The organism is Burkholderia sp. JKS000303, assembly GCF_002563755.1.
Lineage (GTDB): Bacteria > Pseudomonadota > Gammaproteobacteria > Burkholderiales > Burkholderiaceae > Burkholderia > Burkholderia anthina_B.
Genome location: NZ_PDBZ01000001.1, coordinates 3,762,204 through 3,786,889, shown reverse-complemented (window position 1 = coordinate 3,786,889; position 24,686 = coordinate 3,762,204). Strand labels below are relative to the sequence as shown.

General features: G+C 68.3%; 24 protein-coding genes and 1 pseudogene. 6 read left to right on the top strand and 19 right to left on the bottom strand.

Annotation, left to right across the window (positions count from 1 at the left end; all coding sequences use genetic code 11):
* The first annotated feature begins 139 nt into the window (after positions 1–139).
* Positions 140–1,391 (top strand): annotated as a pseudogene (locus BX604_RS39900) (acyltransferase family protein).
* 13 nt (positions 1,392–1,404) lie between these two features.
* Here the strand turns inward: BX604_RS39900 and BX604_RS17890 are convergent.
* On the bottom strand, positions 1,405–2,058 hold the full coding sequence (locus BX604_RS17890) for a hypothetical protein (protein ID WP_098552948.1): 654 nt from the start codon (positions 2,056–2,058) through the stop codon (positions 1,405–1,407).
* A 1,116-nt stretch (positions 2,059–3,174) separates the two neighbouring features.
* Between BX604_RS17890 and BX604_RS17885 the strand changes: the two genes are divergently transcribed.
* The gene (locus tag BX604_RS17885; protein WP_179894823.1) at positions 3,175–3,897 is read left to right on the top strand and encodes a lysozyme inhibitor LprI family protein; all 723 of its coding nucleotides are present in this window, start codon (positions 3,175–3,177) and stop codon (positions 3,895–3,897) included.
* A 181-nt stretch (positions 3,898–4,078) separates the two neighbouring features.
* Here BX604_RS17885 and BX604_RS17880 read toward each other — a convergent pair whose 3' ends face one another.
* The 11 genes from BX604_RS17880 to BX604_RS17830 form a co-directional block, all read right to left on the bottom strand.
* Complete coding sequence (locus tag BX604_RS17880; RefSeq protein ID WP_098551957.1) at positions 4,079–4,402, bottom strand: DUF1634 domain-containing protein; 324 nt, start codon at positions 4,400–4,402, stop codon at positions 4,079–4,081.
* On the bottom strand, positions 4,399–5,250 hold the full coding sequence (locus BX604_RS17875) for a sulfite exporter TauE/SafE family protein (RefSeq protein WP_098551956.1): 852 nt from the start codon (positions 5,248–5,250) through the stop codon (positions 4,399–4,401). Before BX604_RS17875 ends, BX604_RS17880 begins: the two co-directional genes overlap by 4 nt.
* A gap of 13 nt (positions 5,251–5,263) precedes the next feature.
* Entirely contained in the window at positions 5,264–6,007 is a 744-nt protein-coding gene (locus tag BX604_RS17870) for a GntR family transcriptional regulator (protein WP_098551955.1), read from the bottom strand.
* A gap of 63 nt (positions 6,008–6,070) precedes the next feature.
* Positions 6,071–6,844 (bottom strand): SDR family NAD(P)-dependent oxidoreductase, encoded by a 774-nt coding sequence (locus BX604_RS17865; RefSeq protein WP_098551954.1) that lies wholly within the window; start codon positions 6,842–6,844, stop codon positions 6,071–6,073.
* A 32-nt stretch (positions 6,845–6,876) separates the two neighbouring features.
* The gene (locus BX604_RS17860; protein WP_098551953.1) at positions 6,877–8,463 is read right to left on the bottom strand and encodes a FadD3 family acyl-CoA ligase; all 1,587 of its coding nucleotides are present in this window, start codon (positions 8,461–8,463) and stop codon (positions 6,877–6,879) included.
* 44 nt (positions 8,464–8,507) lie between these two features.
* Positions 8,508–9,563, bottom strand: coding sequence for a ferredoxin--NADP reductase (locus BX604_RS17855; RefSeq protein ID WP_098552947.1), 1,056 nt, complete (start codon positions 9,561–9,563; stop codon positions 8,508–8,510).
* A gap of 10 nt (positions 9,564–9,573) precedes the next feature.
* Positions 9,574–9,753 carry a hypothetical protein gene (locus tag BX604_RS17850; RefSeq protein WP_098551952.1) on the bottom strand — a complete coding sequence of 60 codons (180 nt, stop codon included), beginning with the start codon at positions 9,751–9,753 and terminating at the stop codon, positions 9,574–9,576.
* 51 nt (positions 9,754–9,804) lie between these two features.
* Positions 9,805–10,323, bottom strand: coding sequence for a flavin reductase family protein (locus BX604_RS17845; RefSeq protein WP_098551951.1), 519 nt, complete (start codon positions 10,321–10,323; stop codon positions 9,805–9,807).
* Positions 10,323–12,080 (bottom strand): FAD-dependent oxidoreductase, encoded by a 1,758-nt coding sequence (locus BX604_RS17840; RefSeq protein ID WP_098551950.1) that lies wholly within the window; start codon positions 12,078–12,080, stop codon positions 10,323–10,325. Before BX604_RS17840 ends, BX604_RS17845 begins: the two co-directional genes overlap by 1 nt.
* A 10-nt stretch (positions 12,081–12,090) precedes the next feature.
* Positions 12,091–13,284: an acyl-CoA dehydrogenase family protein gene (locus tag BX604_RS17835; protein ID WP_098551949.1), complete on the bottom strand. Its 1,194-nt coding sequence runs from the start codon at positions 13,282–13,284 to the stop codon at positions 12,091–12,093.
* 162 nt (positions 13,285–13,446) lie between these two features.
* Entirely contained in the window at positions 13,447–14,586 is a 1,140-nt protein-coding gene (locus tag BX604_RS17830) for an LLM class flavin-dependent oxidoreductase (protein WP_098551948.1), read from the bottom strand.
* A 259-nt stretch (positions 14,587–14,845) separates the two neighbouring features.
* Between BX604_RS17830 and BX604_RS17825 the strand changes: the two genes are divergently transcribed.
* The gene (locus BX604_RS17825) at positions 14,846–15,196 is read left to right on the top strand and encodes a VOC family protein (protein ID WP_011355015.1); all 351 of its coding nucleotides are present in this window, start codon (positions 14,846–14,848) and stop codon (positions 15,194–15,196) included.
* Positions 15,197–15,313: 117 nt separating this feature from the next.
* On the opposite strand, the gene BX604_RS17820 is transcribed toward BX604_RS17825, so the two are convergent.
* Positions 15,314–16,174 (bottom strand): LysR family transcriptional regulator, encoded by an 861-nt coding sequence (locus BX604_RS17820; RefSeq protein ID WP_014899165.1) that lies wholly within the window; start codon positions 16,172–16,174, stop codon positions 15,314–15,316.
* A 202-nt stretch (positions 16,175–16,376) separates the two neighbouring features.
* On the opposite strand from BX604_RS17820, the gene BX604_RS17815 reads away from it, so the two are divergent.
* The gene (locus tag BX604_RS17815) at positions 16,377–17,765 is read left to right on the top strand and encodes a DHA2 family efflux MFS transporter permease subunit (protein WP_098551947.1); all 1,389 of its coding nucleotides are present in this window, start codon (positions 16,377–16,379) and stop codon (positions 17,763–17,765) included.
* 33 nt (positions 17,766–17,798) lie between these two features.
* On the opposite strand, the gene BX604_RS17810 is transcribed toward BX604_RS17815, so the two are convergent.
* On the bottom strand, positions 17,799–18,179 hold the full coding sequence (locus BX604_RS17810) for a DUF4377 domain-containing protein (protein ID WP_098551946.1): 381 nt from the start codon (positions 18,177–18,179) through the stop codon (positions 17,799–17,801).
* Positions 18,180–18,424: 245 nt separating this feature from the next.
* On the opposite strand from BX604_RS17810, the gene BX604_RS17805 reads away from it, so the two are divergent.
* Entirely contained in the window at positions 18,425–19,600 is a 1,176-nt protein-coding gene (locus tag BX604_RS17805) for a helix-turn-helix transcriptional regulator (RefSeq protein WP_098551945.1), read from the top strand.
* A gap of 21 nt (positions 19,601–19,621) precedes the next feature.
* Here the strand turns inward: BX604_RS17805 and BX604_RS38440 are convergent, their stop codons facing one another.
* The gene (locus BX604_RS38440) at positions 19,622–19,840 is read right to left on the bottom strand and encodes a hypothetical protein (RefSeq protein ID WP_143748058.1); all 219 of its coding nucleotides are present in this window, start codon (positions 19,838–19,840) and stop codon (positions 19,622–19,624) included.
* Positions 19,841–19,996: 156 nt separating this feature from the next.
* On the opposite strand from BX604_RS38440, the gene BX604_RS17795 reads away from it, so the two are divergent.
* The gene (locus tag BX604_RS17795; protein ID WP_098551943.1) at positions 19,997–21,190 is read left to right on the top strand and encodes a tyrosine-type recombinase/integrase; all 1,194 of its coding nucleotides are present in this window, start codon (positions 19,997–19,999) and stop codon (positions 21,188–21,190) included.
* A 48-nt stretch (positions 21,191–21,238) separates the two neighbouring features.
* Here BX604_RS17795 and BX604_RS17790 read toward each other — a convergent pair whose 3' ends face one another.
* The 4 genes from BX604_RS17790 to BX604_RS17775 all read right to left on the bottom strand — a co-directional run bounded on the left by BX604_RS17790 (position 21,239) and on the right by BX604_RS17775 (position 24,677).
* Positions 21,239–21,637, bottom strand: a complete 399-nt coding sequence (locus BX604_RS17790) for a lysozyme inhibitor LprI family protein (RefSeq protein ID WP_098551942.1) — start codon at positions 21,635–21,637, stop codon at positions 21,239–21,241.
* Between the two features lie 195 nt (positions 21,638–21,832).
* Positions 21,833–22,051, bottom strand: coding sequence for a YXWGXW repeat-containing protein (locus BX604_RS17785; protein WP_098551941.1), 219 nt, complete (start codon positions 22,049–22,051; stop codon positions 21,833–21,835).
* A gap of 65 nt (positions 22,052–22,116) precedes the next feature.
* Positions 22,117–23,280: a DUF1501 domain-containing protein gene (locus tag BX604_RS17780; RefSeq protein ID WP_098551940.1), complete on the bottom strand. Its 1,164-nt coding sequence runs from the start codon at positions 23,278–23,280 to the stop codon at positions 22,117–22,119.
* 2 nt (positions 23,281–23,282) lie between these two features.
* A complete protein-coding gene (locus BX604_RS17775) occupies positions 23,283–24,677 on the bottom strand; it encodes a DUF1800 domain-containing protein (RefSeq protein ID WP_098551939.1) in 1,395 nt (464 codons plus the stop codon).
* Positions 24,678–24,686 lie beyond the last annotated feature (9 nt).

The window sequence follows — 24,686 nt, the reverse complement described above, 5'->3', positions numbered from 1 at the left end:
TGTGGCGACCGTTTGATACCATCGGAACACAAGACCGGCGATCGAACGCCGCGCGAAGCGCACCGAGACCTTGTATCGACGCGGACCATCCGTGCCTGAAATCCCGATCCAAGCGATCCAAGACACGAGACGCCCTTCAGTGGACCCGATTACCCGTTCTCTGGACAACCTGTTCTCCCCGCCCCCTGACAAACTCTACTTTCCCGCATGCGTCGCGGCCGTCGCGATCATCGCGTGGCTCGTCGCACGGCAGGTGCCGTTCTACCGGTCTGCCGTCGACAAGTCGCTGTCGATGCGCTACCACAACCTGGACGGCTTCCGCGGCATCCTGGCCACCTCCGTCGTGTTCCACCACTTCGCGTGCAACCAGGATTTGCTGTCGACCGGCAATTGGGGGGCCGTCCCCGGCTTCCTGTCCAATCTCGGGACGATCCCCGTCGCGATGTTCTCCATGGTCACCGGCTTCCTGTTCTGGGACCGTGCATGCAGGGGCGCGCTCGATGTGCGGACCTTCTTCGTCGGGCGTGTGCGGCGAGTCGCGCCGCTCTACCTGTTTTACGCAGCCGTCATCGTCGCCTGCTCGCTGTACTGGATTCCCGGCAACGTCGTCGGCGCGCCCATGCAGTTGCTGGCCGACCTGCTCAAAGCCGTTTCGCTCGGCTGGTTCGGCACCGTTCCCGATCAACGGCGCGAACCAAACCAGCTATGTGAGCGGCGTCTGGTGGACGCTCGCGTACGAATGGCGGTTCTACGTCGCCGTGCCGTTTCTGGCCTGGTTCGTCGCCACGCGCGCGTGGCGCAAGCTGCTCGCGCTCGCGATCGTCACGGCCTGTGCCGCACTGTTCGGCAAGCCGGGCAGCATGGCACTGCTGTTCGCGCTCGGCGCAGTGGCCTACGAGGTCGCACGGCACCCCGCGATCCGCGCGCCGCTCGGCACGAAATCGGCGGCCACCGTCGCGCTGCTGATTCTCGCCGTGTCCCCGTACCCGGCCGAGCGCTATTCGATCGAGGGCGCGCTGCCGCTGCTGCCGGTGTTCCTGTGCGTCGCGTGCGGAAACACGTTCTACGGCGTGCTCAAGACCCGCCCGCTCGCGCTGCTCGGCACCGCCAGTTTCAGCATCTACATGCTCCACATGGCGATCGTCTACATGATCGTTCACGCGTTCAACAAGTTCGTATTCCAGATCGAATCCGCCAACGACGCGAGCATCTGGGCGCTTGCGCTTGCGCTTGCGCTGGCGCTTGCGCTGGCGTGCGCGCTGATCGCCGTCCTCTGCTCGCTGCTGACCTACCGCTACATCGAGCATCCGTTCATCGCGAAGCGCAACCCCACCCGCGCAGCACGTCCGACGGCCGAGCCCGCGGCTGACCGTCGCACGGCTACGCTGTAACAGCACGCGCGGTTCAGAACCGGTACGAGATCCCGATCTGCAGCACCGGATACCAGCGGTAGCGCGACATCATCTGGTTCAGGTCGTCGAGACCGCTGGCGACCAGGATCTGGCTCTTCTGCGGGCCGGCCGCGGCAGCAAGCGCCGGCGACAGCGTGTACGAACATCGCGGGATCCCGTATGCGACGCCCAGGTCGGCGACGAACCCCAACCCTTTCGATGCCGGCCGGTGCCCGTAGCCGACTCCGAAGTACGGCATCACGTCCGGATAGCGCGCCTGCGCGACGGCGTACATGCCCGGGAGTGCCGGATACGTCTTGCCGGCGAACACGTAAGTGCCGTTGGTCGGCACCGATACGCCAGTGATTTCGTCGTTGTTGAAGCGCAATCCGAGCGTCGCCCGAAAGCCGCTGCCGCGCCACGGGAAGATATCCGCGTACAGTCCGCCTTGCCGCAGCTTGAGGTCGTCCTGATAGCGATTGCCGGCCACCGAAAAATCACGCGACAGGTTGATCGCATTGAAATCCGCGTGTGCCCCCAGTATCGAATTGAAGCTCACGGCCGCGCCGACCCCAACCCCTTGCGTACCGCCCTGCAGGTAGATTTCCTGCGCGTGTGCGCTGGCCGCGAACAATACCCCCAGCGCTGCCCATTGGTTCACTGTCATTTTCACGAGCGTCTCCCGACTCGCGCCGGGCGCGTCGCCCCGCCGCGTGCGGTCCCCGACCGCCACGCGTGACGCGTTCCCCGGCACGACACCTCGCAAGCAAGCTTGCTGTTTGACGGATCAAACACGCACTGCCCTTCGTGTCGCCGATACGACGCATCACACGTCCGACACGACGGGCGTCAACCCGCGGCCCGATCCGATCCCCGTAGTTTCGATGTCGTTGCGCGCCGCTCCCGCGATACGTTCTTCTGGCCAGTCGCGGGTGGTACGAGCGGCACCGACCTCACCGCAATGCCTGTGCCATGCGGCGCAAACCCATGCGGGGCAGACCTCTGCGTCTAACGTCTGTTCTTATGCGTAATCGCATTGGAGGAAATGTTTCAGGCACGCATCGTTTTTTCGGCGCTTCGTAGCCGCGCACGTGATTGGGGACATCCCGCAACAGACGCCGCAAAGCACGCCAGGCAAGCATGCGAGGTCGCAAGCGTGCCTGCGTCGCGGCGGGGTGCGGGCGAGCGAGATGGCATGCATCGGGAGAAAGGTTTCATCGACGTGACGTTGCGCCGGGTCGCGTGCGAGCGGGATGTGCGATTGCTCCGGGCGGATCAGGGGGAATACTGAGGGCAAGCCGTCATCAGATCTCGACGCCAACCGGAGTGATCCCGAGTACACGATGCACTTGAGACGGCGTATGCTCGCAAGCGGCAGTTCATCGGCGATCATCTCCGTGGAGCGAGCACAGTTGCGGCACGCTGGTTTTTGCGCCTTACCTGAGCGTATGCATGCGGAGCCAAGTAGATACAACGCCTCGGCCGAGATAAAGCTGATTCCGAAAACAGGCTGGTTTGCCGCTCAATCGCAGTCGAAACAGCTAGCGTTTGAGATCCGGGTAGACCATCGAGAACGAGTGAATAAGACCAATCGACTCGCGGGGATATCGTGAAGCGCATCGCACTTCTTTTAGTGACCGCAGCTGTGATAGCCGGCTGCGACTCGAAACAGTCCAACAGCAGCGCGCAACCGTCGCCGGCAAGTCCGACTACTGCAAGCGATACCGCCGCATCACTCCCGCCGCCGGCGCCTACCCCGCCGCCTCCGTCACACAACTACGCAATGAGCCAGGACGGTACGTATGGATACGAGCCGGCGCTCAGCGAAGATGATGTACGCGCAGGGAAAGCCACCAAAGCGCTTGTCATGATGCGCTACGTTGGTCTTAGGGACGGCAGTTATATTTTGCTTCTGGTCGATGAGGACAATCCGAACATATCGAATCGGATCACGTGCGAGGCCCCGTGCAACTTCGCGAAGTCGCAAACGATGGCTGGCGACTCTGTGCTGAAAACAGAAACCGTTCGGGTCGTTCCCAACTCCTTGATCGGCGCAATGATCGAAGACGCGATGTCGGGGCAGTTGACACCCTATGGGCAACACATCGCCACGTTGAATCAATCGCCGGCGGTAGTCACCCCGGCCACGACACAGGCAAGCTTGCCGGGTGCAGAACCGGTTGCAAACCAGCCCGCGAGCGATGTGGCCGCTTCGCCGCTACAACAAACGAGCTTCGACTGCGGCAAAGCGAAGTCCATTCCGGAATTCCTGATTTGCCACGATCCGGATCTGGCGGCCGACGACCGGGATCTTGCCTCGACGTATCAACAAGCGAAAAACGCTGTCGTCGACAAAGCAGCATTTGCAGATCGAACCCGCAAGCAATGGAATTTCCGTGAGAAGAATTGTCGAGACAAGGCATGCCTGGTGTCATGGTATGCATACCAGAAACGCGTACTGACGAAGATCGCAGAAACCGGGGATGTCAGCGCGCAAGACAACTGATGCACCGGTTGCAGCGCCCGCTCGCGCGAGCGCTGCAAGCCCGCCACGAGGAGTGTCTGCCCGACGCGCTTCACCGTAGCTCGATCAAATGCGGGAAAGCTGTCGCAGATCGCCGCGTCGATTCCAGGCAGACCGGCGCGGCAATGCGGGCCGACGATTTGATTCCTCGCGCCGGGGCCACTCACCCCCGCACCCCAACCACCACCCCGGCCGCGATGATCGCCAGCACGAGCATCGACAGCACCGCATAAATCCAGTCGCGCTCGCGCAGGAAAATCCCCGTCAACAACGCAACGCGCATCACCGGCAGCAGGATGAACAACGCGACGCCGGCCTTCGCCAGCGCATAACCGTCCCGGCCGAGCACGCCTGCATTCGCAACCGGCCACCCCGCACCGAGCAGCATCCCGGTCGCAATCAGCACGCACGCGCACACCGTGCCATACCGGAGCAGCATCGCAACGGCCCGGTCGCGACGCTCGACGTCATTGACCATGCGCGTCATGCCGCACCGCCCGATACATGAACACCGAGCGCGCTCAGGAACATCTCGACCGCGAGCAGCAACAGCACGACGACGAAAAAGACGCGCAGCTTGTCGGCCGGCAAACGGATCAGCATCCGCGCACCGACGATCGCGCCGATCACCGAACCGAGCGCAATCGGCCCGGCAAGACGGATATCAATGTCGCCGCGCGTGAAATAGGCGCCCGCGCTCGCGGCGGCCGTCACGCCGATCATGAAATTCGACGTGGCCGACGACACCTTGATCGGCAGCCGCAGCGCCGTGTCCATCGCGGGAATCTTCAGCACGCCGGAGCCGATCCCGAGCAGCGCGGAAACCAGCCCCGCGCCGTACATCAGCGCCATGCCGAACGGCACGCGTCCGACCTGGTAGCCGATATCGCGGCCGGACACCGGATCGGGAAAGCTCGCATGCAGGCGCAACGTGCTGGCCCAGCTCGCGGCGTCAGGCGGCCCGTCGACGACCGCATCGTGCCGACGCGCCAGCATCTGCTTCGCGGACACCACGAGAATGATCGCGAACAACGCATACAGGAACGAAGCCGGCACACGGCCGATCAGCAGCACGCCGGTGAGCGCGCCGAGCGTCGTCGCGGTTTCGAGCACGACCGCGAGCCGGACGTTGATCAGCCGCCCCGACAGGAACGACGCGGCGCCGCTGCACGAGCACGCGATCACCGACACGATGCTCGCGCCGATCGCGGTCTGGATGTCGACGCCGAACAGCAGCGTGAGCAACGGCACGACGAAGATGCCGCTCGCCATCCCGAGCACGCCGCCGAGCGCACTGGCGCCGAACGCGGCAACGAACAACCACCACGCTTGCATGACGGCGCGCCCGTTACGACCGCTCGCCCGCGCGGCGGCTCAGCCGCGTGACGAAACGGATGAGGTCGCCGCGGTAATAAAGCTTCTCGAAGTCGACCGGCCGGTGCGCATGCGTATGCGATGTCCGCTCGATCAGGAAGACGGGACTGCCAGGCGCGATCGACAACGCGTGCGCAACGTCCGCCGGTGCGGCGACGGCTTCGAGCCGGTATTCGGCGTCGACGAGCGGCACGTCGTAGCGCTCCTCGAGCAACGAGAAAATCGGCTCGGCCTCCAGATCGTGCGCGACGATCTTCTCGCCGAGCTCGCGCGGCAGGTAGGTTTCGTCGAACGAGACGGCGACGCCGTCGGCCAGGCGCACGCGCCGGATCCGCATCACCTCGGTGCCGGGCGGCAACGCGAGCTGCCGCGCGACGGCGGCATCGGCTTCGACGATGTGCCTGTCGACGAGCCGCGCGCTCGGCGTGCGGCCGAGCGCGTGCATGTCCTCGACGAAGCCGGTCAGCTCGGTCAACTCCTGCGTGATCTTCGGCTCGGCGACGAACGTGCCCTTGCCGCGCCGGATTTCGACGAGACCGCGCGCGACGAGGTTTTCGATCGCCTTGCGCACGGTCGTGCGGCTGAAGCCGAACCGCTCGATCAACCGCTCCTCGGGCGGAAGCTGGCTGCCCGGCGCCAGCGTGCCGGCCGAGATTTCCGAGGCCAGTGCGGCCTCGACCTGCGTATAAAGCGGCGCATTGCCGAAATCGGAGTTCATGGAAGACATCATGACGTCACGACGTCATGATGTCAACCTCTGATCGAGCCCCTGATCAGCCGGCTATAACCCGTAGCCGCCGGAGACATTCAACTGCTGCCCGGTGACGTAATTCGCGCGGTCCGACGCGAGAAACACCGCCGCGCGCCCGATGTCGTGCGCCTTCCCCCAGCGCTTGAGCGCGAGCATCTTCTGCGTCTCGTCGATCCACGTCTGGTCGAACTGCCCCTGTTCCAGCAGCACCGGAAACATCCCGGCCTCGATCACGCCGACCAGGATCGAATTCGCGCGAATCTCGTAACGGCCCTCCTCGCGCGCGAGCCCTCTCACGAGCGCCTCGTTCGCGGCCTTCGGCGCGACCGACAGCCCGTCGCGATCGGGCCAGCGCAGATGGCCGGCCGAGCCGAGCGTGACGAACGACCCGCCGCCCGACGCGCGCAGATGCGGCAGCGCCGCCTTCGCCGCATTGAAGAAGCCGACCGTCTCGACCTCGATCGCACGGCGCCAGTCGTCGTGCGTCATGTCGCCGATGTGGCGCTGGTTCACGAACGGGCCGGCCGCCCACACGATCGTGTGCACACGTCGGTGCACGTCGATCGCAGCGGCAAGCGCCGCCTCGACTTGCGCGGGATCGGTCACGTCCGCGCGATGCATGCTGACCGCGACGCCTTCACCCCGAATGTCGTGCGCGACGCGCTCGGCGACGTCGCCCTTGCTGCGATAACCGAGCGCGACCGGCACGCCGGCGCGCGCGAACTCGAGCGCGACGCCCTGCCCGATCCCGCCGCTGCCGCCGAACACGAGCACCGCGCCCTGCGGAAATCCGTTGTCGTTCATGCGCTTCTCCCGTTGATGTGTCGCGGCGCCGTTCAGGCCGCCGCTTCGGTGGTCGCACGCAGCCGGTACTTCAGCACTTTCCCAGCCGCGCTCGTCGGCAGTTGATCGACGAACGTGAAGTGCCGCGGCACCTTGTAGTTCGCCATGTTGCGGCGCGCCCAGTCGTTCAGTTGCTCCGCATCGGCATGCGCGCCGGGACGCAGCACGACGTACGCATGGCCGACCTCGCCGAGCCGCGTGTCGGGCACGCCGACCAGCGCGACCTGCGCGATCGCCGGATGCGCGGCAAGCAACCGCTCGATCTCGGCCGGATAGCAGTTGAAGCCGCCGACGATGAACATGTCCTTGATCCGGTCGGTGATCTTCAGGTTGCCGTGCGCGTCCACGCAGCCGAGGTCGCCGGTGTGCAGCCAGCCGTCCGCGTCGACGGTTTCGCGCGTCGCATCGGGCTGGTTGAAGTAGCCGCGCATCACGTTGTAGCCGCGCACCCAGATCTCGCCGGTCTCGTCCGGCGCGAGCGCGACGCCGCCGGGCCCCGCGATGCGCAGCTCGACGTCGGGCATCGGCCGGCCCGACGTATAGGCAACCGTCTGCGCATCGTCGCCGTGACGGCACAGCGTCGCGAAGCCGCACGATTCGGTGAGCCCGTAGCCGGTCAGCACCGTCTCGAAGCCAAGCTCCGCGCGCATCCGCTCGATCAGGCTCGGCGCGATCGCGGCCGCGCCGGTCACCGCGATGCGCAGCGACGACAGGTCGCGCGTCGCACGATCGGGCGCATCGAGCAGCGCGTAGTACAGCGTCGGCGGCCCGGGCAGCACGGACACGCGCTCGTCGGCGACGCGCCGCAACACGTCGGCCGGCTCGAACACCAGATGCGGCAGCACGGTCGCGCCGCTCGACAGCGCGGCGAGCCAGCCGGCCTTGTAGCCGAACGTATGGAAGAACGGATTGACGATCAGGTAGCGGTCGTCCTGGCGCACGCCGGCGATCTTCGCCCACGCCTGTGCCGCGCGCAGGTTCTGCCCGTGCGCGGTCATCACGCCTTTCGGGCGGCCGGTGGTGCCGGACGTGAACATCAGGTCCATCACGGTGTCGGGCATCACCTGCGCCTCGCGCTCGCGCACCGCGGCGATCGACACCGCCGCGCCGCGCGCGAGGAATGCGTTCCAGGTTTCGTCATACGCGCCGGACGGCGGCTCGCCGTCGAACACGACGACGCGCTCGAGCGTCGCGGGCCGGTGCGGCACAAGCATCTCCGGATAGGATTCGCCGAGAAACGTGCCGCAGCAGAACAGCAGCCGTGCGCCGCCGTCGTGCAGGATGCCGCCCACCTCCATGCCCTTCATCCGCGTATTGACCGGCACGAGGATCGCGCCGACGGTATGGATCGCCAGCGCCGCGACGATCCACTGCGGCAGGTTCGGCGCCCACACCGCGACCCGGTCGCCGGTATCAATGCCGCTCGCGAGCAGCGCGCGCGCCGCTTCGAGGCGGGCGGCATCGAGCTCCGCATAGGTGAGCCGGCCGTGTGCCGATTCGATCGCGGGATGCGCGCCGTGGCGCGCGGCAGCCCGCGCGATCAGCGCGGGCGTCGTCAGGATTTCGTTGTCCATCGTCATAGGTCGCAACAGGGTTGCCGGGCGCGCCGTCGGCGCGCCGCGGCTCAATCGGGGAACACCACGCGCAGCGCATCGCTCGCGGGCCGTGCGCAGCAGGCAAGCGTCCAGCCGGCCGCGATCTCGTCGTCGTCGAGCACGTGGTTGCTGTCGAGCGCCACCTCGCCGCGCTCGATCCGGCACATGCACGCGCCGCACTGCCCCATCCGGCAGGAATTCGGCGCGGGCACGCCGGCGCGCAACATCGCGTCGAGCAGCGTTTCTCCGGGCGCGCTGTCGAACGTGAACGCGTCGCCGTCGAGCACCGTCTCGATCGCCGCGCCGTCGGCGGCCTCGGCGGCCGTCGCGGTCGACGCCGCTGCATCGGCCTGCGCCGGCGCATCGGGCAGCGACGCGAAGCGCTCGACATGCACGCGTGCCCGCGGCAGCCCGAGGCCGAGCATCGCGGCAAGCGCGTTCTCCATGAACAGCGCGGGCCCGCAGATGAACGTCTCCTGCTGACTGAACGGCCGTGCAAGTTCTTCGAGATGCCGCTGCTGCGGCACGCCTTGCACGCTGTCGAGCCAATGGATCACGCGCAGCCGGCCCGGATGGCGATGTGCGAGCTGCTGCAGCTCGTCGCGGAAGATCACCGAGCGCTCGTCGCGGTTCGCATAGATCAGCGTCAGCATCCCGCGCCCGTGCACGAGCGCCGATTTCAGGATCGACAGCACCGGCGTGATGCCACTGCCACCCGCGAACAGCAGCAGGTCGCCGTCGAGCGTGCGCGGCGTGAAAACGCCCGCCGGCGGCAGCACGTCGAGCACATCGCCCGCACGGATGCGGTCGCACAGCCAGTTCGACACCCGGCCGTCGCGCACGCGCTTGACGGTGATCTTCGGCGCGGCATCAATACCCGGCGCGCTCGACAGCGAGTAACAGCGCGCGACGGTTGCCTCCGCGCACGGCACGTTCAGCGTCAGGAACTGGCCGGGCCGGTACGCGAACGCGTCGCGCAACGCGGCAGGCACATCGAACACGAACGAGCACGCGTCGTCGCTTTCGGCAATCACGTCGGCAACGGTCAGCCGGTGGAAACGGGAATCGCTCTGGGTAGCGCTCATCGCCGGTTCCTCATGCCACGCCGGCATCGTGCCGGCCCGCTTCGCACATGGCGACCTGTACCGGGTTCGACGCGAGCGCCGGCGCGATGCACGCGAATGCGTTCAGCACATGCGCTGCCGCGCCGCCGATCCGCTGCACGAGCTCGCGCACGATCGTGGTGTCCGCATCGTTTTCGATGCTGCGGTTCATGGTGCATGTCATGGGTGGTCTCTTTCCGATGCGGTAAAACACGCGCCACCGTCACGCGGCCACGCGGCTCACGGGCGCGCCGGGCGTCGTATACGCGCCGTCGAGATAGACGAGCGGATCGACGTCGCCGGTCATCAGCACCTCGCGAATCTGGCCGATGAACACCGTATGCGTGCCGTATTCGAAGCGGCCGTCCTGCTCGCACACGAGGCTCGCCTGCGAGTCGTGCAGATACGGGACGCCGAGCGGCGACGTATGCCAATCGCCGGTCGTGAAGCGCGCCTCGCCCTTCAGGCGACCGCTGCAGTCGATCGCGATGCCTTCATGACGCGCGGACAGCACGTTCACGCAGAACGGCGCGCCCGCATCGAGCGGCGGATACAGCGATGCGTTGCGGTTGATGCAGATCAGCAACGACGGCGGATCGGTCGACAGCGAATCGACCGCCGTCGCGGACATCGAGTAGCGCCGGCCGGCGTGCGCGCTGCTGATGACCGTGACGGAGCGCGCGAGGCGGCGCATCGCGAGCAGCATGTCGGTGCGCAGCGGATGGGTAGTGAGATCGCTCATCATTGGACTCCGTCAAGTTCAGTCGTGGACGGCCGGGCTGCCCGGCCGCCGGCGTCGGCCGCTTGCGCGGCCAGGTGGTCGGCGGCGATGAACCCGAAAGTCATCGCCGGACCGAGCGTCGAGCCCGCGCCGGGGTAGCTCGCGCCCATGACCGATGCACTGGTGTTGCCGATCGCGTAGAGGCCGTCGATCGGCGCACCGTCGGCGCGCAGCACGCGCGCATGGGCGTCGGTGACGAGCCCGCCTTTCGTGCCGATGTCGCCCGCGTCGATCCGCACCGCGTAGAACGGCGCGGCGTCGACCGGCCCGAGGCACGGATTCGGCTGGTTTTTCGGATCGCCGTAATACGTGTCGAACAGGTTGTCGCCCTTGCCGAACGCTTCGTCGATGCCGGTGGCCGCATAGCGCGCCATGTCGCGCAGCGTGTCGTGCAGCCCCGCCGCATCGACGCCGATCCGCGCGGCGAGCGCGTCGATCGTGTCGGCCTTCACGAGCACGTCGCGGAAGGCGTCCGGAATGCGCGCGTCGGGCATCATCGACGCCGGCATGATCGGCCCGCACGGATACTTGCGACGAAAGCGCGCGTCGAACACCATCCACGCCGGCACGCATGCGCCGGTGCGCGCATGGTCGCGATACATCGCCGGCACGAATTCCGAATACGGCGCGGCTTCGTTGACGAAGCGCTTGCCAAGGCCGTTGACGATCACGCAACCCGGCAGGTTGCGTTCGACGAACAGCGCGCGCTGTTTCTCCTCGCCGGCGACGCCGACCGTCGGCGCGCCCCACACGTGCTCCATCAGCGCGAGCGCGCCGCCGAGCCGGTGGCCTTCGGCGATCGCGTCGCCGGTGTTGGCCGGCGGCGTCGCGCTCCACTGCATCCGGGTCGGTTGCGGCAGGTAGCGTTCGCGCATCGGCTGGTTGCGCTCGAAGCCGCCCGCGCCGAGGATCACGCCGCGCCGCGCCGCGATCGTCACCGGCTGGCCGAAGCGCTGTACGCGCACGCCCGTCACGCGGCCGTCGACGTCGAGCAGGTCGCGCATCGGCGTGTCGAGCCACACCGGCACGTTGCGTTCGAGCAGCGCGCGGCGCAGCCCGCCGATCAGCGCGTTGCCGAGCGTCAGGCGCCGGTCGCGCCGCGTGCGGCGGCGCACGCCGACATCGAGCCAGTAGCGGCCGAACTGCGCGATCGCGAGCTTCATGAAACCCGGCCCGCGCGAGAACAGCGTATGCGCCTCCTTCGACGTCACCGCGACGCGGCCGCCGATCAGCGTGCCGGGCGACGGCGGCCGCAGCCGATCGAGCTCGTCGCCGAGCAGCGCACCGTCGAACGGCAGCGGATCGAGCGCGCGATAGCCGGGCATGGCCCCCGGCAGCTTCTGGAAATAATCCGCGTACTTCGGCAGCGCCTGGTAGCGCACCGGCGTCTTCGCTTCCAGGTAGCGCAGCATCTCGGGCGCCTGGTCGAGATACGCATCGAGCCTGTCACGCGACGACGCGCCGGCCGTGCATGCGTCGAGATAGCGGCGCGCGGCCTCGCGCGTATCGGTCGCGCCGAGTTCGGCGATATGGTGGTTGCACGGTATCCAGATGCCGCCGCCCGAGATCGCCGACGTGCCGCCGTACAGCGCCGTCTTCTCGATCACGACGACGGACAGCCCGCGGTCGGCCGCGCGGCACGCCGCGAGCAGCGCGCCCGCGCCGGAGCCGACGACCACGACGTCGAACACGTATTGCTGCGCTTGCGTGTCGTTCATCGCCGCCTCGTCAGATGAAATAGTCCGTGTTCTCGCGGCCGAGCATCACGGCGCCGAGGTTCTGGCCGAACCGGTCCACGTTGTTCGCGTAGTGCGCACGGGCCGCATGCAGGTCGAGGAAACGGCGCACCAGCGGATTGCGGTGATAGATGCCGTTGCCGCCTGCATAACGCAGCAGCGCGTTCGCCGCCTGCGCGCAGCGCTCGGCGACCTGCGCGGACTGATAGCGGAAATGCACGCGGCGCTCGATCGACACGGCCGGGCCGCCCGTCACCGACGCCATCAGTTCCGCGAAATTGCGCTTGAGCAGCACCTTCATCTCGTCGATCGCCACGGCCGCGTTCGCGCATGCGTTCTGCGCGCCCGGATCGTCGGTCGTCTTCGCGCCGCTGTTGGCGGACACGCGCGTAGCCGCATAGCCGGTGAAATCGTCGAGCGCGCCCTGCAGCGCGCCGATGCACGACGTGCACACCGCCCGCACAAAGATCTGCGCGAACGGCAGCTTGAACAGCGGCGCGTCGTTGACGGCAAGGCCCGGGCTGGTGCCCATCATCCCGTCGATCGCCTTGTGCGTGCGGTAGGCGGGCACGAACACGTCGTCGACGACGATGTCGTGGCTGCCGGTCGCCCGCAGGCCGAGCACGTCCCAGTCCTGCTGGATCCGGTAGTCGGATTTCGGCAGCAGGAACGTGCGGTACTCCGGCGGCTGGCCGGCAACGGCCGGCGGCACCAGCGCGCCGAGGAACACCCATTCGCACAGTTCGCTGCCGCTCGAGAACTTCCAGTGGCCGGACAGGCGGAAGCCGCCTTCGACCGGCGTCACGCGGCCGACCGGCATGTAGGTCGACGCGATCAGCGTCGCCGGATCCTTGCCCCACACGTCCTGCTGCGCACGCTCGTCGAACAGCGCGAGCTGCCAGTTGTGCACGCCGACGACGCCGTACACCCATGCCGTCGACATGCAGCCGCGCGCGAGCGCCATCTGGATGTCGAAGAAGGTCTGCGGATCGAGCTCGTGGCCGCCGTAGCGCTTCGGCTGCAGCACCTTGAAGAAGCCGGCGGCCTGCATGTCGGCGATCGTCTCGGCCGGGATGCGGCCCTGCGCTTCGGCTTGCGCGGCGCGGCCGGCGAGCGTCGGCGCAAGCGCCTCGGCCCGGGCGATCAGCGTGGCGGCCAGTGCGTTCGAATCGTTGTCGCGATGCACGAATGTCTCCTGTGATGCGGAGCGCGCTGACGCGCCACCCCGGTCTTTTTCACTTGGTTCGCCGCGGCGGGCGCCGCGAGCGTGGGTTCCTGCTGCCGATGGTCGGCCTCGCGCGGCCGCGCCGCATCGTCCGAAGGGACGACGAGCGCGGTCCGGCCCGCCTTACGCGCAGGCGCGCTCCTTCTCCTTGTTGAAGAACGGGATCACGTGCTCGCCGATATTGCGGATGGTTTCCATCTGCGCGTCGTGCGGTACCGTACCCATCTGGCACAGGAACAGCACTTCGTCGACGCCCGCTTCCTGCAGACGGCCGACGTAGCCGATGCAGTCGTCGACCGTGCCGTACGCATGGTTCGGGTTCATCATCGCGAGCGCCGGATCGGCGAAGTTCACGACGACTTCCTCGGACGCGAAGCGCGACCGGATCACCATCTCGCCGGTATCGGCCTGCACGAGGTCGTCGCCCCACTTCGCCGGGTCCGGACGCTCGCCGCCCGTGTACCAGTACGCGAGCGACTCCATGAAGTAGCGCTGGCCGCGGATGCCGATCTTGCGGGCCTGCTGGCCGTCGGCCATCACGACCGTCGGGCACAGCGCGGCGAGGTGCTGGGTCGGGCGGAAGCCGACCTGGTCTTCCGGCTTGCGGTTCGCCCACGCTTCGCGATACACCGCGTTCTTCTTCGCGACTTCGTCGGGGCCGCCGAAGCCGAGCACCAGTGCGCCCATCCCGCGCTGGCCGGCGCGCAGCAGCGCGTCGGTGTTGGTGCACGCGAGGTACATCGGCGGATGCGGATCCTGCATCGGCTTCGGGTGGATCGGACGCTTCGGAATCTTGATGTATTTGCCATCGTGCTCGATCTCGTCCTGCACGAACATCTTCGGCACGAGGTACATCGATTCGTCGATCATCGGCTGCAGTTCGTTGAGGTCGTAGCCGAACGCGCCCGCTTCCTGCTGGCTGCCGCCCTTGCCGACGCCGAAATGCACGCGGCCGCCCGACAGGATGTCGAGCAGCGCGACACGCTCGGCCACCTTGATCGGATGGTTCATCGCCGGCGGCAGGCACACGACGCCGTGACCGAGCCCGATGCGCGTCGTGCGGCCCGCCAGGTACGCAAGGAAGGTTTCCGGCGCGCTCATGTGCGCATAGTTGGTCAGCGACGTGTGCTCCACGCACCAGATCGTGTCGAAGCCGACCTGCTCGGCCAGCAGCGCCTGTTCGACCGTCTCCTTGAACACCCGGTGGTCGCCCTCGCGCGATGCGTCGGTGGTCTGGGCTTCGTAGATGAGGGAAAACTTCATTGCGTGCGTCTCCATGTATGTTGGACGAGTCGGGGTCGTGCAGCCGCCCGCACGATACGGACGAATAGCGACGGTCCACGAATGGGAGTGTCGGCGCGCCGGCGCACGCGGGCATCGTCTGTTCGGAGTATCGGCACGCTTGCGGGGACAGAGGGGTTTCACCGTCATCCGAACAGACTGCGTCGCGGCCGGCACCGCGCGCTAGGATCGAACGACGGTGCAGTACGCGCCGCACATATCACGACAAGGGAGAGAGGAAATGAAGGTATCGATGCTGCTGTATCCGGTCGACGACATCGACACGGCCTTGCCGCTGTTCGTCGACGGACTGGGCCTGAACGTGAAGTTCCGCGACGGCGACCGCTATTGCGCGCTCGACGGCGGCCCGCTGACGATCGCGCTGGTGGCCGGCGACGAGCAGATCGTCGAGCGCGCGGCGCTCACGCTGCGGGTGGACGAAGACGACGACCTCTATGCGGCGATGGCGCGGGTCGTGAAGGCTGGCGCGTCGGTGCGCGTGCCGGTGCAGGCGGGGCCGCACGAATACCGCGCGGTGCTGGAGGACAAGAACGGCGCGTTGCTGGTGATTTCGCAGAAACGCGCCGCGTGAGGCGGCAGCGCATGGCGCACGGCACGGCCGGTGAAACGCTGGCCGCACGCCGCGCGGGTGCCGTGCATCAGGTATCGACGGGCATCGCGTTCATGACCGGCATGACGCATCCCCGCATTACGCAGCCGCGCCCGGCGCGCGCAGGTCGCTGGTTTCCAGCAGCTCGAGCAGCGTGCCGGCCGGCTGGCTGAGCCGCTTCGCGGCGAGCGCGATGAATTCGACGTCGGGCAGCGCGGGCAATCCGTCGCCGTTGACGGGCGGCGCCAGCCCGCGCGCCGACAGGTACTGCGACGTCGCGGTGAGCCCAAGCCCGGCCCGCGCGGCCGCGATGCAGCCCGGCTGGCTGCTGCTCGAACACACGACTTCCCAGCCGATCCCCTTCTCCGCGAGCGCGTTCAACACGACCGCACGCGTGACGCTCGGCTCGGCCACCAGCACGAGCGGCAGCGGCCGCTCGAGGTCGACCACGGTGCCCGGCCGTGCGACCCATTCGAGCCGTGCGCGCAACAACGGCGTGCCGCGCCGCTCGCCGAGCCGCCGCTTGCCGACCATCAGGTCGAGCGCGCCCGCGTCCATCAGTTCGTAGAGCCGGCTCGTCATCCCGGTCGTGATCTCCAGCGCGACGTCCGGATGCGCCGCGCGAAACGCCGCGAGCACGTCCGGCAGCGCGACCAGCGCGAGATCGTCCGACGCGCCGAGCCGCACGCGCCCTTGCAGCCGCGGTTTGCGGAACTGCGATTCCGCGCGGTTCAGCGCCTGCAGGATCACGTTCGCATGCACGAGCAGCGCCTCGCCGTCGGCCGTCATCGCGATCGAATGGGTGTCGCGCACGAACAGCCGCCGCCCGACGCTCTCTTCGAGACGGCGGATGTGTTCGCTGACGCTCGACTGGTTGAGCCCGAGCTGCCGCCCCGCTTCGGTGAAGCTGCGGCAGTTCGTGACGGTGGCGAACGTCTTGAGCCAGACGGGATTGAGCATCCCGCATTGTCATCGCCAATTCCGATGACAGTCAATGCCTTGAGGCGGCTTCCCGATAACCACCGGAATCGGTACCATCGGACGCTTGTAGACCGGCCGTGCGCCGACGTGGACAGGTCATGCGCTGGCGTAGACAGGTCATGCGCTGGCGCGGGCCCGCCGCGCCACCACCGGCCACGGTCGCCGCACTTCGAATTACGTCATGTCCCGGGAACCCTCACACTCCGCGCTGCTGTGGATCGTCGCCGCCGCATTCTTCATGCAGTCGCTCGACACGACGATCGTCAATACCGCGCTGCCGTCGATCGCGCAAAGCCTGCACGCGTCGCCGCTCGCGATGCAGCCGATCGTGGTCGTCTACACACTGACGATGGCGATGCTCACGCCGGCGTCCGGCTGGCTCGCCGACCGGTTCGGCACGCGTCGCGTGTTTTCGCTGGCGATCCTCGTGTTTTCGCTCGCTTCGATCGGCTGTGCCGCCTCGCACACGCTCGGCCAGCTCGTCGTCGCGCGCGCCCTGCAGGGCATCGGCGGCTCGATGCTGCTGCCGATCGGCCGGCTCGCCGTGTTGCGCCGCGTGCCGGGCGAACAGTACGTCGCGGCGATCGCGTTCGTGTCGATCGCCGGCCAGCTCGGACCGATCGTCGGGCCGACGCTCGGCGGCTGGCTCACGCAGGCGATTTCCTGGCACTGGGTGTTCATCGTCAACGTGCCGGTCGGCGTGGTCGGGTTCATCGCGGTGCAGCGCTACCTGCCGCACGACCAGGCGACGCAGCCGCCACCGTTCGACTTCGTCGGCTGTGCACTGCTGTCCGTCGCGATGATCGCGCTGTCGCTCGCGACCGATCCGCCGATGCCCACGCATCGCACCGGCTGGGCGATCGCGCTGGCCGTGCTCGGCGTCGCGAGCGCGCTCGCCTACCTGCCCCATGCGCGCCGCCGCGCGCAGCCGTTGTTCCGGCTCGGGCTGTTCCGCGAGCCGAACTTCGGTTCGGGATTGCTCGGCAACCTGCTGTGCCGGATCGGCACAAGCGCGGTGCCGTTCATGCTGCCGCTGCTGATGCAGGTGCAGCTCGGCTACACGCCGCTGCAGTCCGGGATGATGATGCTGCCGGCCGCGATCGCCGGCGTGCTCGCGAAGCGCTGGATCGCGCCGCTTGCCAAACGCTTCGGCTATGCGACGTTTCTGGTGGTGAATACGGGGATCGTCGGCTGCGCGATCGCCGGGTTCGCGCTGATTTCGACGCGGCCGGCGCCGGTGCTGGAGATCGTGCTGCTGATCGTGTTCGGCGCCGCGAACTCGATGCAGTTCGCCGCGATGAACGCCGTGACGCTCAAGGGGCTGTCCCACGCCGACGCCGGCAGCGGCAACAGCCTGTTCACGATGATGCAGATGCTCGCGATGGGGCTCGGCGTGTCGATCGGCGGCGGGCTCGTGAACCTGTTCGCCGCGCATTGGGGTTCGATGGCGAACGGCTTCATGCTGTCGTTCGCGTGCATGGGCTCGGTCACGCTGCTGTCGTCGCTCGTGTTCCGGCGCATCGATACGGCCGCGCCGCCGCGCCCGATCGCACCACGGCCTTCCGCGTAAGCGGCGCCGCGAGCAAGCGGGCGCGCCGCGCCGTCAGTTCACCTGACGGCGCTCGACGACCCGCTTGAGCACCCAGCGAATCGACGAGCCGTCGGCCGGCGGCTGCGCCACGCGGTATTCGTCGACTTCCAGCACATATTGATAGCCGGGCTGGTACGCAAAGCCCTCGATACCCGCGTACCACAGGCTCCACGGCTCGGCCGGGCTGCTGCGCACCTGCAGGCAGTCCATCGGCGCGACGCCCGTGCAGCGCGCCGGCTGCGGTGCGACATAGACGGTTTTCGTCACCGGGCGACCATCGGCCGGGCGGGCCGCGCGCGCGTCCGTCGCGACTGCGTCGGTCTGGCAGCCGGCGAGCAGCGTGCTGCCCGCAATCACGGCCGCGCCGAGCAGCGTTCTGGTGTTGCGATTCATCGGATGTTCCTCTGGAAGCGTGGGCGGGGCGGTTAGACGAGCGCCGCACCGCGAAAGTTCACAAATAGCTTACAAACAGTGCGCCGCCACCCTCATTCGCAGGATGTCGCGCGTGCACCGACGCGCTACCGTATCCGGGCGCAGGTGCGTGCCGCCGCTGGCGGTCGTACCGCACCGCGCGTCCGCATACGCACCCGCACGCCCGGCGCACCGCAACCGGGCGGCTGCAACAGGAGACAACCTGAATGACCACGGCGCCCCCGGCCCTTCCCCCGAGCCTTGCCCAATCGACGCTGACGCTCGAGCAATTCGACGCACTGCTCGCGACAATCTACGAAGGCCCGCTGGAAGACGTACCGTGGGGCGGCGCACTGGAACGGATCCGCGTGCACCTCGACGCGAACTACGTGACGATGATCCTGCGCTGGCCCGCGAGCGGTCACGCGGGGCTGATGATCAATGCGTCCGGGCACAGCGCGCCGCTGCCGGGCGTCGCGTCGTACAACAACTACTATTACGCGCTCGATCCGTTCGTCAACCTGCCGAGCGATCGCGTCGTCACCGTCGATGAACTGCTCGGTGTCGGCGTGTGGCGCAGCAGCGCGATGTATCGCGAGTTTCTCGAGCCGTTCGACGTGGGCTACCTGATGGGCGCCGACCTGCGCACGCCCGACGGGATCGAATGCCGGTTCCGCGTGTGCCGCTCGCATCACGGCCATGCGTTCTCGACGACCGACAAGGCCGTCTGCAATGCGCTGCTGCCGCACCTGAAGCGCGCGGTGCGGCTGCACGCGAAGTTCGGGATGGTCGAATCGGAGCGCACGCTGTATGCGAGCACGATCGACCGGATGCTCGTCGCGACCGCGATCCTCGACGAGCGCGGCGCGATCATGAAGACCAATTGCGTCGCGGACGAGATCTTCGCCGAATGCGACGGCCTGCGCGTGCGCGCCGGTGTGCTCGAAGCGTCGTATCCGCTGGAAGACCGCAAGCTGCAGAAGCTGATCCGGCAAGTGCTCGCCGAGCGCGCGGGCGGCGTGCCGACGGTCGCGCAGGCGATCGCGGTGCCGCGCCCGTCCGGCAAGCCGCCGCTCGGCGTGCTGATCCGCACGGTGCCGCTCAGCGAATGGTCGGAGGACAATCCGCGCCGGCCCGCGTGCGCGATCTTCATCCGCGATGCGGAGCGCAAGTCGCAGGCGTCGCACGACATCGTGCGCAAGCTGTTCGACCTGACGCCGGCCGAGACCACGCTGGCGCTCGCGCTCGTCAACGGCTCGACGCTCGAGGAAGCCGCCGACGAGCTCGCCATCAGCAAGAACACCGCGCGCTCGCACCTGCGGGCGATCTTTTCGAAGACGGGCGTCACGCGACAGGCGACGCTCGTGCGGACGTTGCTGAACAGTGTGTTGTCGCTCGGGTAACGCGCGCGAAACGCGGGGCACTCACCCGGGTTTGTCATGCAGCGGCATGCGCTGCGTTCCGTTTCTCGCCGGCGCGATAATCGCGAGGGCAGCTGACTCCGCAGACGAACCTGCCCGGGTGACGAAGACGAGCGATTGGAAAATGAGAATCCCTGCGTTTTCCGACAAGATTCCCAATTCGACACTCGGCGCATGGCTGGCACTGTTTGTCGTGTTCTGCTCGTCGTGCCAGACAGTCATCGGCGTCCTCATTTACGTCGCTCACCACCCGGATCGACGGCGGCTTCACCGTGTGGGGATCGTGTATTACCATCGGCGCTTTCTCGACCGCTTCCTTGCACCGCCCGCGCCCGCCCGGCCACTGGCGGGCGAGCAACACGCCACGCCTCGCTTCGCATGACCTCACCCGTTCCGTCCGACGCCGCGCTGCGGCCGCTGCCCATCGATACGCTGACCGTGCCGGCCGCGCTCGACGGACGCGCGGGCACGAACCGCTCGACGAGCGCCCATCCGCAGATCGCGGCGACCCACGATCTCGACGCGGTGCGCGCGTGGCTCGCGCGCTTCGTCGATACGCCCACCACGTTCCAGAACTATCGCAAGGAAGCCGAGCGCCTGCTGCTGTGGGCCGTGATCGCGTGCGGCAAACCGCTGTCGTCGCTCACGCACGAGGATCTCGTCGTGTACCGGCAGTTCCTGCTCGCGCCGGCGCCCGCCGACGTGTGGTGCGCGAACGGCGGCCGCAAGCATCCGCGCGGCGACCCGCGCTGGCGGCCGTTCTACGGGCCGCTGTCGGCGGCCAGCCAGCGGCAGGCGATGGTGATCCTGAACGTCATGTTCTCGTGGCTCGTGCAGGCCGGCTACCTGGCCGGCAATCCGCTCGCGCTGTCGCGGCAGCGGCAACGACGGCCCGCGCCGCGCGTCACGCGTCATCTCGGTGCGCCGCTGTGGCAGGCGGTCAAGGATGCGATCGCCGCGATGCCACGCGACGATGCGCGCGCATCGTTTCATGCGGATCGCGCGCGCTGGGTGTTCACGCTGCTGTATCTCGGCGGGCTGCGCATCACCGAAGCGGCCGACACGACGATGGGGCATTTCTTCGCGCGCCGCGACGCAAACGGACGCGAGCGCTGGTGGCTCGACGTGACCGGCAAAGGCGGCCGGCAGCGGCTCGTGCCGGCCACGGCCGAGATGATGGCCGAGCTCGCGCGCTACCGGCGCGCACACGGCCTGCCGGCACAGCCCGCCGACGGCGAACTCACGCCGCTCGTGCTGCCGGTCGGTCACACGCGCAAGCCGCTCACGCGCGCAGCGCTGCACCGGATCGTGAAGCAGGTATTCCGCTTCGCCGCCGACCGGCTGCGCGCGCAGGGCGAAACCGGCGAAGAACAGGCGCGCGTGCTCGAACAGGCGTCCGCGCACTGGCTGCGCCACAACGCGGGCTCGCACATGGCCGACGGCCGCGTCGACCTGCGGCTCGTGCGCGACAACCTCGGGCACGTGTCGCTGACGACGACCAGCCAGTATCTGCATGCGGACGACGACTGGCGGCACAGCGAAACCGAGGAGAAGCACCGGATCGACTGGTAGCCGATCGGCGCCCGATCATTGGCCGTGCACGGTGCGGCCCGGCGGCGCTCAGTGCTGCAGTTCGAGCCCGCCCAGCCCGCCGTTGCTGCGGCACGTCGCGCGATCGCGTTCCGTCGGCACGTCGATCGTCCCGCACAGCACGTCGATGCGTTTCCGGTAGCTGTCGACCAGACACTGCGTGGTCGTGCAGCGGTTGCGCGCTTTCAGCCATGCCTTCTGGCTCGCGATGAACTGGCGATACTCGGGCGGATCCTCGGTCGGCCAGTTGCCGAAGTCGTACACGACGTCCTGATAATCCTTGGCGAGCGCATCGTCGAGCCGCGACAACGCCGGATTGCCGCAGATTTCACGTTCGACGAACGTGGTCGCTTTCGCGCAATCGAACGACGCGGCCCGTGCGCCGGTCATGCCGGCCGCGAGGGCCAGCGCAAGAAGCCATGCCTTCATGGAAGTATCGTCCGGAAGAAAACGGCGGCCGCACCACCCGAACGCGATCGCGCATCGGGCGACGGCTCGCCGTGACGGGCGAACGGGAATGCCCGCCGCCGGATCGCGCAGCTTAGGGCAACGCGCGGCGCAGTTCAATACGCGGGCCCGCTTCCGTTCTTCCGTGCCGTCACGCGCACGGCATGTTGCATGCGCTCAATACACGGCCACCCAATGCCCGGGCACCCACGCCCAGCGATTGCCGGCCCAGCGGTAATGCCCCTTCGCCCAGCGATAGCCGGGCGCCGGCGGCGGCGGCGCCACCTCGGCGACCGGCGCGGGTTGCGGCGGCCGCACCGGTTCGACCACGCATGCGGACATCAGCGCCGCGCTCGTGGTCACCAGGACGGCAAGCGATATGGATCGGATCTTCATCTTCGATTCTCCCTGTCGTGTCATCGGTGGGGGGAGGCAAACACCGGCCTCCCGGATGCCGCGCGTCACGCCGCGGCGTGAACGAGGCCCGTCATCGGCCGCGTCGTGCCGCTTTCGGCGAACAACGCAGCGGCGGTACGGTCGGGGTCGAGCCGCAGGCTTTCGGCGGCCGCGCCCGCGATCAGCGCGTCGAGCGACGCGGTCGGCTTCAGGTCGCGCCCTTCGTACAGGTCGGCCGGCCGCAAGCCGGGCCAGTCGGCGATCACGCGGCCGCCCGCGACCGCGCCGCCCGCCAGCATCGCGACAGACGCCTGCCCGTGATCGGTGCCGCCCGTGCCGTTCACGGCGGCCGTGCGGCCGAACTCGGTCGCCACCAGCACCGTCGTCTGCTGCCACGCCGGGCCGAGGCCGTCGCGCAACGCGGCGAGCATCGTGTCGAGCGCCTTCAGCTGATTCGCGAGCCGCGGGTTCTGCGCGCTGTGCGTGTCCCACCCGCCCGTCTCGATCATCGCGATCCGCGGGCCGTCGTCGCGCGCGAGGAACGTCGCGGCGAGCTTGCCGACGCCGGCCGGGTCCTGACGCGCGTGCGCATCCCCCGCGAGGCCGCGCGCGGCCATCGCCGATTGCCACAGCGGGCCGAGCTGCGCGTCGGCCGCGTAGAGCGCCGACACGCGCGCGAGCAGATCGTCCGGCGCGGCCGGCAGCCCGGACGCCGCATACGACGCGGCCTGCACGCTGCCGCGCAACGCGAGCGGCACGGTCGGCGCGAACGCGATCGCGCTGTCGCGCGTCCTCGGCAACAGCGCGGCCAGCCGGTTCAACCAGCCGTCTTTCACCTGGTACGGCGCGCGCCCGCCCGTCTCGAGCACGTTCTGTCCGTCGAAGTGCGAGCGGTCGCGATACGGCGATGCGATCGCGTGGACGAACAGCGCCTGCCTGTCGCGCATCATCTGCGCGGTCCGGACCAGCGACGGATGCAGCGCGAAGGTGCCGTCGACACGTATCGCAGCCGACGTGTCGATCGCGAGCGGGCCGCGCAGCGACGCATACGCGGGTTCCGCATACGGCACGACGATGTTCAGCCCGTCGGCCGCGCCGCGCTGGATCACGAACACGAAGCGCCGGTCGGTTTCGACGTTCGCGAACACGATGCGCGGCGCGACGAGGAACGCGCCGGTGCCGGCGGCCGCAACGCTCAGAAAATGACGACGGGTAAAGGATCGGGCCATGTTCATCTCCGTTGAAAATCGGGCGACACCAGCAGAAGCGCGAGCGACGTGGTCGCGCTTTCGGCACGCGACAGCGCGGTCGCCGTCGGCGCGCTCAGCGAGCCCGCCAGCAACGTATTGCCGAGCGTGCGCGGATCGAGCCGGTCGCCGGTGCGCGCGGCGAGCCGCTGCGCAATTTCGACGCGGCGCACCAGCGAATCGGGCGCGGCCCAGCTCGCGGCCACGTCGTCGTAGCCGGCCGGCGACCCGGGCCGCCACACGGGCTGGCCGAGTTGCGCGAGCAGCGGCGCGGCCTTCAGGTCGCCCGTATCGCGCCAGCCGAGCCCGCGCAGCGACGACACGGCCCACTCCCACGGTGTCTTGAACTTGCGGTTCACCGGCGCCCATGCGTCCGGCGCATCGACGAGCGCGCGATAGACGGTCGGCAGGTCGCCGCCGCTCGTGTCGAACGCGCGCGCGAGCCGGTCGGTCAGCCCGGGCGGCGGATTGTCGGTGACGAAATGACGGGCGAGCTGGAACGCGACATGCCGGCTCGTCGCCTGTGAATGCGCAAGGTCGGCCAGAATCGCGCGGCCCTGCGCTTCGCCCGGCTGGTCGTAGGTGCGCCCCATCACCGTGCGCGCGCCCGGTTCATGCAGCTTCGGGCGGAACACGAACGCTCCGGGCGCCGCGTCGCCGGGCTGCGGCCCGCGTCCGCCCGCGATGCTCCAGCCCGTCAGCGCGCGTGCGAATTCCGTCACGTCCGCTTGCGTATAGCCGGTGCGTACGCCAAGCGTATGCAGCTCCATGATTTCGCGCGCGAGGTTCTCGTTCAGGCCGCGCCGCGCCGCGGGATTGCGGGCGTCGGCGCGCAGCGCGGCCGGGCTGTCGGGGCCGACCGAGCGCGCCTGGTCGAGGAACAGCTGCATCGCAGGGTGCTGCTCGACGGCGACGAGCATGTCCTCGAAGCGGCCGAGCACGTGCGGACGGATCGCATCGCGCTCGAATGCCCCTGCGTATGCGGCGACCTGCCCCTTGTCGACCGACACCGCGAAATGGTTCGCCCAGAAATGCACGAGACGCTCGACGAACGGCGCCGGTGTGTTCAGCGCACTGTTCAGCCGCGCGGCGACGGCGCTGCGATATGCGTCGTAGCCGTCGCGACGGATCGACTGTGCGGTCGCGCGCTTCGCTGCGGCGTCGTCGCTCGTCATCGCGTTGCGCGCCTCCGCGAAACGCGTCGCGAGCGCCACCGCGTCCGGCTCGCCGGCCCACGCGGCGGGCCGCGCGTCGTAACGGTCGAACTGGGCGACCAACGCCGCCTTCGGATCCGCAGGCGGCACTTCGTCGGGCCGTGCGCCGAGACCGAAGCGGTTCAGCGCGACGGCGGCCGGTGAGATGTCGTTCGGGTAGTCCATGACGGGGTT